Below are 15,020 nucleotides of genomic sequence, written 5' to 3' on the forward strand. Positions count from 1 at the left end.
CTCTCTGCGGAAGGCTTTTAAATGAGAGGAGATTTTCCCTATGAAATTGTTTCGTTTTTTAGATGACTATTTCGAGGAAATACTTGTCATCATTCTTCTTGCCGGGATGAGCATCATCATAGGCATTCAAGTTTTCATGAGATACGTTTTGAAATCATCCCTTTCATGGTCTGAAGAGTTGGCCAGATATATGTTTATATGGATGATATATATAGGAATAAGTTACGGTGTTAAAAAAGACAAGCATGTCAAAATTGAGGCGGTTTTAACAGTTCTTTCTTCTTTTTGGCAAAAGGTTCTTCTTATTATCTCTGATCTACTTTTCTTGTTCTTTGCCGTCATTATCGTTATCAAGAGCTTTGAAGTAAGCAATACCATTCAGAATCTGGGACAGTTGTCTCCTGGAATGGAACTTCCCATGTGGATTGTTTATATGGCTGTTCCGGTGGGATTCTCTCTTGTATGTATCCGATTGATTCAGAGCCTTATTCGCAAGATACGCAACTTCTCTGAAAAGACGGATAGCGTGACGGCAGCAGAGTAAGCAAGAAGGTTTGATTGGAGGATTTACGATGGTATCTCTTATTCTTTTTGGTAGTTTTGTTATATTCCTCATACTAAATACACCCATAGGAATAGCCTTGGGGTTGGCAGCTATGTCAACAATTGTCTATAGCGGAGACGTGAGCGTAAGCTATTTGGCTCAAAGCTTAACAACCTCTGCAGATTCTTTCCCGCTAATGGCCGTTCCCTTTTTTATCTTGGCAGGCGAACTTATGGGGAAAGGCGGCATATCAAGACGACTTCTTAAAGTAGCGAATATTTTCTTCGGAAAATATACAGGAGGTCTTGGAATAGTTACAGTTGTGGCATGTATGTTCTTTGCGGCCATATCCGGTTCCGGGCCGGCAACAGTTGCTGCTATTGGAGGCATTATGGTTCCAGAGATGCTTCGCAGAGGATACGATAAAGGATTTACCTCTGGACTTATTGCTTCAGCTGGAAGTATTGGCGTTATTATTCCGCCCAGCATTCCCATGGTTATTTACGGCGTATCAACAGGCGTCTCTGTAAGTACTATGTTTATTGCAGGTTTTGTCCCGGGAATGCTTATTGGGTTGGCATTAATTGGATGGACATATTTTTACTCGAAAAAGCACGGATATTGTGGAGAAAAAATCGAGTACACCTCTAAGGAAAAATGGAAAGTTGTCAATGAGGCCAAATGGGCTCTTATGGTTCCTGTAATTATTCTTGGAGGAATCTACGGTGGCATATTCACTCCCACAGAAGCGGCAGCAGTTGCAGTTATTTACGGATTTTTCGTTGGAGTTTTTATTTATAAAGATCTTTCTTTAAAAGACGTTCCTAGCGTTATCGCTTCTGCTGCACTTGTAACGGCTACGGTTATGATCATTATAGGAACAGCAACGAGCTTTGGCAGAATTCTTACCTTTGAACAGATTCCTACACGCTTGGCAGAGGCTATTATATCCTTCTCAAGCAGCAAGTTTGTGGTTATGTCTCTGATTATGCTATTGTTGCTTTTCGTAGGATGCTTTATGGAAACTCTTGCAGCCATCATTATTTTGGCTCCCATTCTTCTTCCGGTGGTGACGGCCATAGGTGTCGATCCTGTTCACTTCGGTATTGCCATGGTTGTTAACCTCGCTATTGGATTCATAACCCCGCCTCTTGGCGTCAACCTCTTTGTAACGTGCGGTATTGCAAATATTTCAATGGAAAAGATTTCCAAGGCCATCATTCCGTGGTTGTTGGTGCTTATGGTTACATTGTTGATTATTGTTATTTTCCCTGCGGTATCTCTTCTATTGCCGCAAATGCTTGCTAAATAGAGAGTCTTATTATTTTAAGAGGTGAAATGTAATGACTAAGATAGTTGTAACCGATGGATATAGTTATCCTGGAGAAACCTTTGATTTACCCAAAAAAGTTTGTGAGCAGTATGGTTTTGATTTTGAGATTTTAAATTGCCGTAATGAAGAGGAATTGGCAGAACAGGCTAAAGATGCCGATGGCCTTCTGGTGGTTTATTCTGATATTACAGAGAGCCTTTTACAGAAGTTGCCGAAGTGTAAGGTTGTTGTCCGCTTTGGTGTTGGTGTAGATACAGTAGATATGGACGCCTGTTCAAAACATGGAGTTCTCGTTTGCAATGTTCCAGATTACGGTGTGGGAGAAGTAGCCAGTCACGCCTTTTCTCTGATCCTTGCCTTGGAAAGAAAAGTAGCTTTGTATGATCGAGCTATCCGTAGTGGCAGATGGGACGATTCTGTTGGTTATCCCATAAAGAGACTTAAAGGACAAATCCTTGGTTTTGTCGGGTTTGGTCGAATTGCTCGCCAGACAGCAGAATATGCAAAAGTTTTTGGTTTTGACATTGTTGCATATGATCCCTTTCTTCCTGACACTGTATTTGAAGAGAATAATGTTAAGCGTGTGAATCTCGATGAACTCTACAAAATTTCTGATGTTATTTCTATTATGGTCCCCTGTACGGAGGATACATTCCATTTGCTAAATACTGAAGCTTTTAATAAGATGAAAGACGATGTGCTGATAGTCAATACTGCACGAGGCCCCATTATTTCTTACGATGACCTTGTTGACGCACTAAAGCAGGATAAAATAGGAGCAGTAGGACTGGATGTTATCGAGGGAGAACCTCTTAAAGATACAAGTATGGAAATTTTCTCCTTCGAAAATGTAGTTCTCACCCCCCACGTTGGATACAAGTCAAATGAATCTTTTGCAGATTTGAAAACAAAAACAGCAGAAGCTGCATGCAAAGTTCTTTCTGGAGAAAAGCCCTTTAATATTTTAAATAAAGCTGCTATAGAGACAGCGAAAGCCTATAAATAAGTTTTTTAAGATTAAAATAACGTTTCGGATTTTTAAATAATGTTATAGAAGAGAAGGGCAGAAATCTCGTGTTCATTTGAGGTTTCTGCCTATTTTTCAAAGCGAACACATTATGAAGACAACGGCCGTTGATATTATTTTTCCTAGACGAAGGAGTTTGCAATGTTACAAAAAATAGAGAAGAGTACTATTTCAGAACAGATTATTCGACAGATAAAAGAAATAATTTTAAGAGGAGAAATAAAGCCTGGGGAAAAACTTCCGCCGGAAAGAGAGATGGCTGAAATTTTTTCTGTAAGCAGATCTTCGGTCAGAGAGGCCATACGGGCACTTCAATATATGGGGATATTAGATATACGATCAAATGATGGTATTTATCTGAACAATAATATTAATATTCTTGCTGACCATTTGAAGTTTAGTTATCTATTGAAAAAATTCTCCTTTATGGAACTCGTGGAAGTACGGAAAATATTAGAAGTAGGTGTTGTTCGCCTTGTTGCAGAGCGAGCTACAGAGGAAGCTAAGCTTTCCTTGCATTCTATTTTTGAAGAATCTCTTTCATGCCAGGATGAAAATGAAAAGTATGTTATAGCTGATTATGCTTTTCATGAAGCTCTTGCCGAAGCAACACAGAATTCTCTTTTGGTTGATATGCTTCAAGGCATGAAGCCGCTGCTTTTAGAGTCGAATATAGAACTTGTAAAAAATCCTGGACAAATTCAGAAAGCTACAACTATTCATAAAGCCATTCTTAACGCTATAGACATGGGGGCACCTGATTTAGCTGAAAGGGAAATGCTGATACATTTTAAAAACGTATCTGAAACGTTGGATGTTGTTTCGCAACATGAATTTGATAGAGAGGTGCGAGAGAAGGCGTAAAAGGATATACTTCATAATGGATTTGAGGTGATAAACATGAATTTTGATCCTTACCACTATAAGTATCCGTCGCGAAGAAATGTTGTCTATAGTTCCAGAGGGATGGTGGCTACATCCCATCCTTTAGCTGCTCAGGCTGGGTTAGATATATTGAAAAAAGGTGGAAATGCTGTTGATGCAGCTATTGCTACGGCAGCAGCTTTAACTGTTGTAGAGCCTACAAGTAACGGTTTGGGGAGCGATAACTTTGCTCTTATCTGGAAAGATGGAGCTCTCCACGGCATAAACGGTAGTGGTGCTGCTCCGTTGTCTTTTGATGCAGATGCTTTTCGAGAGCGGGGATGGCAGAAGGTTCCAGAGCAGGGATGGGCTTCCGCTACGGTTCCGGCAGCACCTAAAACATGGGCGCTTCTTGCTCGTAAAATGGGAAATCTTTCGTTGGCTGAAAGTTTGGCCCCTGCTATAACGTATGCACGTAATGGGCATGCAGTGGCTGTAACAGTGGCTCATAATTGGCGCTTGGCTTACGAAAAATATGTAAAGCTACTTCATGGAAAAGAGTTTAATCCCTGGTTTGAAACCTTTTGTCCGAAAGGCCGGGCTCCTCGTGCAGGTGAATTGTGGCGTTGTGGAGAGCAGGCCTATACCCTTGATCTCATAGCAAAAACTGAAGGAGAAGCCTTTTATACTGGGGAGATTGCCGAGAAAATTTTAGATTTCTCAAATCAGACTGGTGGTTTTTATAGCTCTGAAGATCTTGAGCGACATTCCCCAGAGTGGGTTGATCCCATCTCTGTGCAGTACAGAGGATACGATATATGGGAGATTCCTCCTAATGGCCAGGGAATTATAGTCTTGATGGCCCTCAATATGTTGAAGGGATTTTCCTTCTCTCAGCGAAGTGCTGAGACCTGTCATAAACAGATTGAGGCAATAAAGCTGGCTTTTGCTGATGCCCATCGTTATGTGGCCGATCAACGGTTTAGCCATGTTCCTGTAACAGAAATGCTTTCTGATCATTATGGTGATGTACGGCGCAATTCCATTCACGACCAGGCGTCTATACCTGAAGCAGGAAATCCTGAAGCGAGCGGAACGGTTTACTTGTGTACTGCTGATGAACAGGGAAATATGGTTTCATTTATACAGAGTAACTACACCGGTTTTGGGTCAGGTATTGTGATTCCGCAAACTGGCATTGCCTTAAATAACAGGGCAAAGGGCTTTTCTCTCGATCCGGCCCATCCCAATGTATTAGCTCCTGGTAAACGTCCTTATCATACGATTATTCCTGGCTTTATAACGAAAGATGGAGACCCCTTAGGTCCCTTTGGTGTGATGGGGGGATATATGCAACCGCAAGGGCATGTTCAGGTTGTAATGAATATGCTGGATTTCGCAATGAATCCTCAAGAGGCTCTTGATGCTCCACGATGGCAGTGGGTTGGCGATATGGATGTAGCTATTGAACCGGGGTTTCCCGTTTCGGTAGCGCAAAAATTACAACAAATGGGGCATCATATTCGTATGGCTCTTGATTCAAATACCTTTGGGCGGGGAGAAATTATCTTGAAAACCTCTGAAGGAACGTTGATAGGAGCAACCGAGCCTCGGGCTGATGGTTCAATTGCTGCTTGGTAAAGAAATAAAGCCAGGTCTCTTAAAAAAGACCTGGCTTTTGTCTTAACTATTTGCTTGATAGATCTTTAAGCTTTAAAGCAAGATCCAGCAAAAGGCGCTGATCGCTTGTATTTATATTTATGTCAAATAATTCTTCTATTCGGGCAATTCGATATGCAATAGTGTTAGGATGAACGTGCATTTTATGGGCTGTTTCTTTCATATCCCAGTTGTTTTTTTGAAGATTGGAAAGGGTTTCGAAATAGTGACTTCGGTAAGTATTATCGTTTTTTATTATCTTTTCTAACATAGATCTCCAAAAGCGCTCTCCATCTGCTGTTGCAGAGAGTTTTATTAATACTTGATATGCTCCCATTTCATCCCAGAAAGTGAACGGAGCCGTATCGGAATGTTCCTTTTTCTCAGAATATAACAATGCTTGAAAAGCTTCTTTATAACTTGCATGAGTAAGGTTTGAAGATTGTTTATAGCCTCCAATTCCGACATTAAGATAACAGTGTTGACGTTGCGCAATACTATCGATTTCATGTTGTCGTTTTTTTAGTGTTTGCTTGAAATGAGAGTAGTCTTCTTTATGTAAGGAGATGACAAATAAAATGGTCTGGTTGACGATTGTGTAATAAGAAGCTTCCCACACTTCTTTCATAATACTTTTGATTTTTGAGAAACAGGCGTTTCGAAGGCCTCGTAAAATATCTTCGTTTATATTTGAATAGGGGTGTATTGATGGTTTGAAGTTGATCGCGACAACAACAACTCCTTTATCTAAATCCCATCCGAAACATTGGCCTCTCAGTTTTATTCCCTCAAGTTCTATCGTTTCAGAGAATATAAGGTCCAGAAGAAATTCATCTCGGTATTTTTGTTCATTTTGCTGTATTGATATCCGTTTTTGAATGTCGAATTTTAGAAGAGTACTTGCGTGATTGAGAGTATTTTTAACCAATACCTCACTTAAATTGCTTTCTTTTGATGAAGAAAAAAGAATGTCACCAACATGTTTTCCCCCGATATATAGAGGCTCACGAGGATATCCACTGATTATCTTTTCTAAGTTTGTCTCTGAATTTGACATTCTGTTTATAAGATGAGGAAAGGAATCCTTACGAAAGGATGAAAGAAAAATTTTATCAAAATGTCTGTCAAAAAAAGCTATAGGGCGCTGCAAAATTTTTTCTAGCGCTGTCAATATTTCTGTGGTGTCATTTGTTTCGATAGCGAGATTTGAAAGATACGAATGTATAGCTATAGATTTATTAAGTGTCTCTGCTTGCGAATTAACGAGTCTTGTGAGGACAGGAGAAATTATATTGACAAACCGAAGATGCATTGGAAAAGAGAAAAGGGGAAAGTTGAGTGCTTCGGTGAAAGTTAGAATTTCTTCAGGAATTTCTTCTATAAAGCGTCCGAGCTTTATTCCAAGGCCGGCAGCTTCATTTTCAGATATTTTTTTCAAAAACTTATTTATTTCTTCTATATTGGGATTTTGATACCAAATGTATCCAGTTGTTAAAACAAGATCACCTTTTTTAATCCATGAAGCCTGATCTGGCGCATCAAAAATTGTGACCGATTCAATATTGCGTTTTAACCCCTTTGTTCCAGAGAGGAGTTTGATTCCTTTTAATTCGGGAATATCAAAAAGATTTTTTACTTGCATAGGTAACCTCCCCAAATTTATTTTTTTGAATAAAAAAACTAAACTTTTTTGTTTATTTTAACAAAATTTTTTTGATTATTCTTGAGTAATATGTAGACATTGTTGTTTTTATTTAAATATTTAGACGGGAGGGGAAATAATGAACAAAGAAGAATTCTATGACCGGAATTACAGTTTCGATGACATTGAAGTTGACCCTCGTTTCATTCGTTGCGCCAAAGAAATGAAAATTACTTTTCTTGTTTGGATTCTTTTCGCAGTAATTTCCATTGGAGTTTCGTATTTGTTAGGACGTGGAGATGTGCAAGATTATACATATGTTGCAGGTCTACCTCTCTGGTGGTTTATGGCTATTCTGATAAGTTTGCTTTTTACAGCTCTGGTTATATTCATTACAAAATTTGTTTTTCAAGATATGGATTTAACAGACGAAGGATCTCTTAATAAATAAGGAGGAGCATTGCAATGGAATTCACAGTAAATAACGAAGCTAGATTTGCGATTATAGCTGCTTTTGTTTTGTATTCTGCTGCTATGCTTGCAATTGGCCTTTATTCCAAGCGAGCAATGGATAAAACATCTGTGGATAAGTATGTTGAAGAATTTTATACGGGAGGCCGGGGAATGGGAGCTTTGGTCATTGCTCTCATGATAGCCGCAGGGTTATGTAGTGCCGGTACTTTTCTTGGCGGTCCGGGGCTTGCTTATAGTGCCGGCCTGACTTGGGTTCTTGCGGCTCTTTCTCAAAATTTTATGAACTTTTGCGTTTTGGGAGAGATAGGGAAAAAGGTAGGAATTGTTGCTCGTAGAATCAATGCGCAATCTTATCTGGATTTATTTTTGTATCGTTATAACCATAACAAAATGGTAGGAATTGGCGGCGTTATTGCTATCGTCCTTTTCTTGGGAAGCTATGTTGTGGCTCAATTTGTGGGAGGGGCCCGACTTTTTGAATCGATGACGGGGCTGTCATATCTGCTGGGACTTGTCTTGTTTTCAGTTGTTGTTCTTGTTGTAGCTGCATTTGGTGGAATTAAGGGCGTAACGACGGCTGTTGTTCTTCAGGGAATTGTTATGACGGCAGCTGTATTTGCTTTATTCTTTGGGGCCCTCGCTCACATAGGTCCTCTTGAGCCAGCTATTCGGAGCATAGGAGAGCTAGATCCCAAGCTTATATCTCCATGGACATGGAATATTAAAATCCAGTCTTCAATGTGGATTATTTTTGGTCTCGTCTCAATAGGAATGCCTCATGCGGCTATGAATACCCTTCTTTATAAAGATACAAAGGCTATGCACAAAGCTATTATTTTAGGTGTCATTTTCGTTGTTCTCTGGACAGTAATGCTTATTTGGATGGGGAACATGGTTCGCGCAATTTATCCTGACCTTAAAGTGGTAGATCATGCTGTACCTATTCTTGCCATGACAGTGTTGCCCCCTTGGCTCGCTGGTATTGCTCTTGCCGGAGTTGCTGGTGCTATTCAGTCAACAGTGGGAGCAATGATTATCGTTATTAGTTCAAGCATTGTGAGAGACGCATATCAGGCTTATATAAACCCCAATGTCTCGCATGAAAAGTTGAAAAAAGTGACAGTGCTTACGACTGTAATAACCTGCATTCTCATTTTCATAGCTGCTATAAAGCCTCCTCATGCATTAGAGTGGATGATTGCTTTCTCTATGGGAGGTCTTGCCTCTGCCTTTTTCTGGCCCCTTCTTTTAGGTTTGTATTGGATGAGAACCAATGAATATGGAGGAGCTGCAGGTATGCTTGGTGGGTTGCTTACATATATTTTAGCTGCCGGGAAATATCTTCCTATTACTTTTGGAATGCATGCAATCGTTATATCTCTTATCGTTTCGCTTGTTCTTACTGTGGGAGTAAGCCTCATAACGCCGAAACCTCCTAAGGGAATTATTATGCAGTGGTTTGGTCGAGTTTATCCCAAAGAAATAAAAATGTAGTCTGAAAGGAGAAACGATTTATGAGATTCGATATCTACATAAAAAATGCACGAATTGTTGACGGCACTCGTTCTCCATGGTATCGAGGGGGGGTTGGCATTACAGATTCCAAAATCAGATATGTAGGCAGTGATCTTCCTGAGTATGCAGCAGATGCGTTTGAAGTTATCGATGCTAAAGATCATATTGTTGCCCCTGGATTTATTGATGTTCATACGCACTCTGATTTCCTTTTGTTGAGAGATCCGGTAATGCAATCAAAATTGAAACAGGGAGTAACGACACAAGGGATCGGTCAATGTGGAATAAGCCCAGCTCCCATTTCTTCAGAGCAAGTTGAAAAACTTGATATTTATTCTGGATTCATTAAGGCGGGAACTCACGCTGACTGGAATTGGAGAAGTTTCGGTGAGTGGCTGGATGTTTTGGAAGACCTGAATCTGGGAACAAATATAGTTGCTTTTGCAGGGCAGGGAACTATCAGAATAGCTGTTATTGGTTTTGATAATAGAGAGCCTTCTTCCGATGAAATGGCAGAGATGAAAAAATTAGTCTCTGAATCTATAGAGCAAGGGGCTTACGGTATAACGAGTGGACTTGTTTATCCTCCCGGAGTCTATTCTTCAACAGAGGAGCTTGTTGAGTTATGTTCTGCTATGACCTCGAAAAATGGTTTGTATCAATCACATATGAGAAATGAAGGACGAGATGTTGTAAAGGGAGTTGAAGAAGTTATTCGTATTGCAGAAGAAAATCGGATTCCAGCCCAGATTTCTCATCATAAAGCATTGGGAAGAAGTGCTTGGGGACTTGTGAAAAAGACACTTGCTTTAGTTGAAGATGCGCGGAAACGTGGTGTTGATGTGACTGTAGATCAATATCCCTACACATCTGCCAGTACAACTCTACGGGCAATTTTACCTCCATGGGTTCATGAAGGGGGAGTTATGAACGTTATTGAAAGATTGGCAGATAAGTCTCTTCGAAGTCGAATTATTAAAGAGATAGAAGAAGATGTCACTTGGGATAATTACTACCAAAATTCTGGAGGAGCTAGCGGAGTGACAGTTATATATTCTCCTCAGACTCCAGAGTATGAAGGCAAGTCGTTGAAAGAAATTGCAGAAATGACAGGCGTAGATCCTCTTGACATAGCAATGGATATTATTGCTGCCAATAAGGGAGACGATGCAGCTTGTTATTCGATGATGTGTGAAGATGATGTGGAATATGTTCTGAAAAACAACAATGTCATGGTTATTTCAGACTCTATTCCACCGGCACCAGGAGCAAAGAGCCATCCCAGAACCTTTGGAACTAACCCTCGAGTTTTGGGAAAATACGTAAGAGACAAACATTGTATTTCTCTGGAAGACGCAATATGGAAGATGACAGCCTTTCCGGCATCCCGTTTAGGGCTTCAATTTAAGGGCATTCTCAGAGAGGGAATGGATGCTGATATCGTTATTTTTGATCCAGATACTGTTGATGATAAGGCAACCTTTGAACATCCTTTCGAAGAGCCGGTGGGAATTGAATATGTAATTGTCAATGGAGTAAAAACAATGGAGTTTGGCAATTTTACCGGACATACGAATGGAAAGGTGCTGCGCAAAAGATAGTTATAGTTAGGATTAGGGAAAATATATATTCCAATACATTCCAACACTAAAGGGGCAGGATGCCATTTTGTGGCTTCCTGCTCCTTCTATTATTGAATCTGTACAAGCTAAAGGACAAATAGCTTTTTTATATGTTCTTTTGTTGATTTTGTGTCTTCGGCGATAAATTGTATATCCTCCTCTGTCAATTGTTCTTTTGACATATTATTCATCTTCAAAATGTTTTTGCAGTACGAGCGTTTGAGGTCGTCAAGATCAACATTTTGAGCTTTTACGAGTTCGGGGCCTTCTGGAATGATAATATTTTCTCCTGGAATCTGTTCTTTCGGATTCCCTCTTCTTACATTGATACCTAATTTTTCCCGTGCAAAAGAGAGCTGGGCTGTTACGTGTTTTCCTGCACCAGTGTATTCAGTTTCTTGAACGACGATTACCTGATCTCTATCCATTTCCTGTGCAAGCGAAAATGCTGCTGTAAGAGAGGTGTTGCCTGCAGGGCCTCTTTCCAGACCTTCTATTTGGGCCAGAGCTTCTGTCATATAAAAAACTTCACCTTGGGTAACTGTAACGTATCTGTCTGTATAGCGAAGACTCCGTGCTGCGTTTCTTGGAACGTCTGTTCTATCTGGCCATGTAGAGAAGGGCATGCCAAAACCAGTGTGTCCTGTGGTGAACGATTTTCTGTTAAAAGCCTTGTCACTTGCCATATGGAGTCCTGTAATGTCTACGCTGGCTGCTATGACCTTCGTGTTTGTACACCCAGCTTTTTCAAGGCCTCTGGCTGTTCCCGTCAGGTTTCCTCCGCCGGCATTTGTAATAACGACAGCGTCGGGATCTCTATTACACATACTTCTTACCTGATCTGCTATTTCGTGTCCCAGTGTTTCTATACCCGCTATAGCGAAGGGGGAATATAGCGAGGCGCTGCAATAACTCGTTTCATCAAGAAGGCGTAAAAATTCTATGAAAAGTTCAGGTCCTACTGTCAACTGAACAACTTCTGCTCCGAAGGCTTCGCAAATTCTGCCTTTTTCTAGAATTTCAGGTTGTCCGACATGATGGCTGTCGAAGAGTTCCTGTACGATAATGGCTTTTAGATTCCTCATGTTTGCTTGAGATGCAACAGCTGCTCCGTAGTTTCCGCTTGACGCTGCTATAACACCGGCATATCCTCTTTGTTGAGCGTAATGACATGACATGGCCGCACGTCGTGCCTTGAAACTGCCAGAAGGGTTTGTTGCTTCATCTTTTACAAAAATGCGGGCTCCTTTGCCTGGTCCAGCTAGAGCTCGGGCTGCTGCTGTAAGGTTGCGTAGCTCCAGCATGGGAGTATTACCAATATTTGTCTCGGCTTGAATAGATCGAATTTCATCGAGTGTATATCCTATTTTCCCCATCATGCCTTCATAGTCGAAAGCGACACCGGGAAGTTCAAATTCAGAGTAATCAATTCCCAGAGCCTTTTTTAGTATTTCGTTCTTTCTCTCAGCAACAGAGTCGAATACGGAGTTCATGCCTTTTCACCTGCCTTCGATATGAGGGCGTGTAATTCTTTTCCTACAGAAAGAAGTTCTGGAATCTGGCGTCCGAAGGTATGAGTATACGGAGGATTTTGAGAAACGAGGGTTCCTTGCACTTTCCTATCTGTCATTGTTGTTATTGTGACGTTGCTCCCTATGGGAGCGTCATTATCTAAATAACCTTTGACCCAGAGTTCAAGAGGAACTTGTTTAGTATCTTGGGGTACATTGTCTGCCCGCTCAGATGGTTGAAGAACGATATAATGAATTTGAACCCAGCTTCCTTTTTTTATAATTTTTTCATCCATTTCCTCTTACCAACCTTTCACTGTCTCCAATACACTATCAGGTATAATTCCAGATTCATAATCTTCAAAAGCCTCTTCTATCTTTGAAAGTGCACTCTCCATTTGATCTTTCGAAATAACGAGCGGAGGTTGTATTCTCAACACAGAACCACTAAAGAAAGAGAGTAGAAGCCCCTTTTGCCATGCTTGGTAACATATTTTTGCGGCAGCTTCTGTATTCCTTTCTTTTGTCTCTCTGTCTTTTACGAGGTCTACTCCAATGGAAAGCCCGATCCCTCGTACATCTCCAATAAATTCGAAACGATTCTGCATTTCCTTCAATCTTGCGAGAGCATAGGCTCCTATAGCTGTTGCATTTTCTCTTAACTTTTCATCTCTGATGACGTCGACAGTTGCACATGCTGCAGCACAACATACGGGATTTCCAGCTGCAGTGAAAAGGTGTGCAGGAGCTTCCCATTGTTCCATCAATTCTGCCTTTGCAACCACTGCCCCCAGAGGCATTCCCGAAGCAATAGCTTTACCCATAACAACAACATCAGGAACTACATCGAAGTTTTCTATACCAAACCATTTCCCGGTACGTCCGAAGCCTTGTTGCACTTCTTCCGAGACGAAAAGAATGTTGTAGGTATCACAGATTTGTCTTAGGGCTTTAACATAGCTTTTAGGAGGAACAATAAGACCGGCGTCCCCTTGTATAGGCTCGAAGAATATGGCTGCGACCTCTTCAGCTGGTACACATGTTTTAAAAAGTTCGTTTATTCTTTCTACGCAATACTTCGTTACATCATCTTCATCCATTCCACTGTACGGAGTACGATATACATCTGGATATGGGATGTGGTGAATTTCGGGAAGAAGTGGTCCGAGCCCTCGGTGCATGGGCAGACTGACGGCACTTAAAGAAAGAGCACCATATGTGCTTCCATGATAGGCGCGGTAGAAAGAGATGATTTTTTTCCTTTTTGTAGCTGTTCTGGCCATTTTTATTGTTCCGTCATTGGCGTCAGAACCACAAAGACCATAAAAGACCCTTTTCCTATATTCTCCAGGTGTTATGTCAAACAGCTTTTGCGAGAGTTGTATAAGTGGTTCATGATACATATAGACAGGGGTATAAAGTATAAGATTTTCAGTTTGTTTCTTTATGGCATCGACAATTCTAGGGTGGCAGTGTCCTGTGTTTACGGCTCCTGCGCTGGAAAGTAGGTCTATATAGTGATTCCCGTCAACATCTATAACAGTTGCACCTTTCCCCCGATCAACAACAAGGGGGTAGTATGGAACTTTTGCAGCAGGAGATGTCATTCCCTTATCAATATTCACGAGCTCTAAACATTTGGGTATATTCAAAGCCATAATATTCATCCCCTTATATATGTTTTAGAGAGCTTTACAGTCTATATTTCACTGTAAAGCTCTCTTGTTAAAATGGGGTTACGGATTTCTACTTACGAGAAACTCCTGATCCCTCATAAACACGATCCATTATTTCTTTACCTACAAGTTCTTCCATTTCAGGCCAAACTTTTTCTCTTATCGCAGTAGCACATGTATCTAATTCTTCCGGCGTTAACATAACGATTTCCCAGCCGTATTCGTTTTTTAGCTTTTGACGGTATTCTTCGTCTTCTTTAGCTACGTTTTCCCAACGAATAACAGACTCTTCATTGGCCGCTTGTTGTAAAATTTCCTGTTCTTCGGGAGTTAATTTATTCCATACATCCATATTGATGGCTACCCACCACGATTCAAAGTAATCGTTGTACTGAATCCATACTTTATTGACGTCTTTGAACTGCCAGGCCTGGAAGGGAGGTCCTCCCATCTGCCCATCTGCTATTCCTGTCTGAATAGCACTATAAGCTTCTGCATAGGGTATGGGGGTAGGAATATATCCTAAAGCTTCATATGTTGCCTCGCAGGGTTTTATTGGCATTACTCTGACTTTCATGCCTTTGCTTTCTGATGGATCTGCATAATTTGCAGGTTTTGTTTTCAGAGATACACCAGACATCCCTATAGGCATGACGGCTAGAGCTTTTATGTTATGTTCTGCCCAGAGGTCTTTAATAATGTCGAAAGCCCATCCATCTGGTCCATATACTTTCTTTGCTTCTTCAATGTCTTTGACGATGTATGGGAAGTAGTATGCAAGATTGAGTTTGGGATCGAAGTTAGCATTGGCTTGGGCCATGTTGAGTTCTATTGTTCCCCGCATGAGCATTTCAAAAGTTTCTGTCCAATCTCCGAGAACGCCGCCAGAAAAAACATCAATTTGAATCTGGCCATTTGTCCTTTCTGAAACCTTTCTTGCAAATTCTTTTGCGCGAATGTCAAAATCACTGTCTACTGGGTGAACCTGGGCCATGCGCCAACGATATTTAGGTTTGGCTGCTTCAGCTTGTTGCGTGTAAACTGTAAAGATAGTGGCAACGACAAATAGTAAAACGAAAAGAAGACACCAACGTTTCCTGTGGGCCATAATCGCACCTCCGTTTCATCTTGTGAAATTGCCTATTGGTTACGA

The 15,020-nt window shown here is 40.8% G+C and carries 13 protein-coding genes; 8 read left to right on the forward strand and 5 right to left on the reverse strand.

The window, feature by feature from the left end; all coding sequences use genetic code 11:
• Positions 1-40 precede the first annotated feature (40 nt).
• From RBH88_RS00860 to RBH88_RS00880, 5 genes are all read left to right on the forward strand, one after another.
• Positions 41-544, forward strand: a complete 504-nt coding sequence (locus RBH88_RS00860; protein WP_213691314.1) for a TRAP transporter small permease — start codon at positions 41-43, stop codon at positions 542-544.
• A gap of 28 nt (positions 545-572) precedes the next feature.
• Positions 573-1,856 carry a TRAP transporter large permease gene (locus tag RBH88_RS00865; protein WP_213691315.1) on the forward strand — a complete coding sequence of 428 codons (1,284 nt, stop codon included), beginning with the start codon at positions 573-575 and terminating at the stop codon, positions 1,854-1,856.
• Positions 1,857-1,887: 31 nt separating this feature from the next.
• Positions 1,888-2,883, forward strand: coding sequence for a C-terminal binding protein (locus RBH88_RS00870; RefSeq protein WP_307879778.1), 996 nt, complete (start codon positions 1,888-1,890; stop codon positions 2,881-2,883).
• 162 nt (positions 2,884-3,045) lie between these two features.
• Positions 3,046-3,768, forward strand: a complete 723-nt coding sequence (locus RBH88_RS00875; RefSeq protein WP_213691317.1) for a FadR/GntR family transcriptional regulator — start codon at positions 3,046-3,048, stop codon at positions 3,766-3,768.
• A 36-nt stretch (positions 3,769-3,804) separates the two neighbouring features.
• Positions 3,805-5,409, forward strand: a complete 1,605-nt coding sequence (locus tag RBH88_RS00880; protein WP_307879779.1) for a gamma-glutamyltransferase family protein — start codon at positions 3,805-3,807, stop codon at positions 5,407-5,409.
• 46 nt (positions 5,410-5,455) lie between these two features.
• On the opposite strand, the gene RBH88_RS00885 is transcribed toward RBH88_RS00880, so the two are convergent.
• Positions 5,456-7,069 carry a PucR family transcriptional regulator gene (locus tag RBH88_RS00885; protein WP_307879780.1) on the reverse strand — a complete coding sequence of 538 codons (1,614 nt, stop codon included), beginning with the start codon at positions 7,067-7,069 and terminating at the stop codon, positions 5,456-5,458.
• 139 nt (positions 7,070-7,208) lie between these two features.
• Here RBH88_RS00885 and RBH88_RS00890 point away from each other — a divergent pair, with 139 nt between their 5' ends.
• The 3 genes from RBH88_RS00890 to RBH88_RS00900 are packed head-to-tail and all read left to right on the forward strand — an operon-like array spanning position 7,209 to position 10,659.
• Positions 7,209-7,520, forward strand: a complete 312-nt coding sequence (locus RBH88_RS00890; RefSeq protein WP_213691320.1) for a YhdT family protein — start codon at positions 7,209-7,211, stop codon at positions 7,518-7,520.
• Positions 7,521-7,534: 14 nt separating this feature from the next.
• Positions 7,535-9,037 (forward strand): sodium/pantothenate symporter, encoded by a 1,503-nt coding sequence (gene panF, locus RBH88_RS00895; RefSeq protein WP_307879781.1) that lies wholly within the window; start codon positions 7,535-7,537, stop codon positions 9,035-9,037.
• A 20-nt stretch (positions 9,038-9,057) separates the two neighbouring features.
• Positions 9,058-10,659: an amidohydrolase family protein gene (locus RBH88_RS00900; RefSeq protein ID WP_307879782.1), complete on the forward strand. Its 1,602-nt coding sequence runs from the start codon at positions 9,058-9,060 to the stop codon at positions 10,657-10,659.
• Positions 10,660-10,766: 107 nt separating this feature from the next.
• Here RBH88_RS00900 and ortB read toward each other — a convergent pair whose 3' ends face one another.
• The 4 genes from ortB to dctP form a co-directional block, all read right to left on the reverse strand.
• Entirely contained in the window at positions 10,767-12,173 is a 1,407-nt protein-coding gene (gene ortB, locus RBH88_RS00905) for a 2-amino-4-oxopentanoate thiolase subunit OrtB (protein WP_307879783.1), read from the reverse strand.
• Complete coding sequence (gene ortA, locus RBH88_RS00910; RefSeq protein ID WP_307879784.1) at positions 12,170-12,487, reverse strand: 2-amino-4-oxopentanoate thiolase subunit OrtA; 318 nt, start codon at positions 12,485-12,487, stop codon at positions 12,170-12,172. The genes ortB and ortA overlap by 4 nt, the downstream gene beginning before the upstream one ends.
• A 6-nt stretch (positions 12,488-12,493) precedes the next feature.
• Complete coding sequence (locus RBH88_RS00915) at positions 12,494-13,849, reverse strand: aspartate aminotransferase family protein (protein WP_213695784.1); 1,356 nt, start codon at positions 13,847-13,849, stop codon at positions 12,494-12,496.
• 88 nt (positions 13,850-13,937) lie between these two features.
• On the reverse strand, positions 13,938-14,975 hold the full coding sequence (dctP, locus tag RBH88_RS00920) for a TRAP transporter substrate-binding protein DctP (protein WP_213691325.1): 1,038 nt from the start codon (positions 14,973-14,975) through the stop codon (positions 13,938-13,940).
• Between the last annotated feature and the right edge of the window lie 45 nt (positions 14,976-15,020).

The sequence above is a fragment of the Aminobacterium sp. MB27-C1 genome (genome assembly GCF_030908405.1).
Classification (GTDB): domain Bacteria; phylum Synergistota; class Synergistia; order Synergistales; family Aminobacteriaceae; genus Aminobacterium.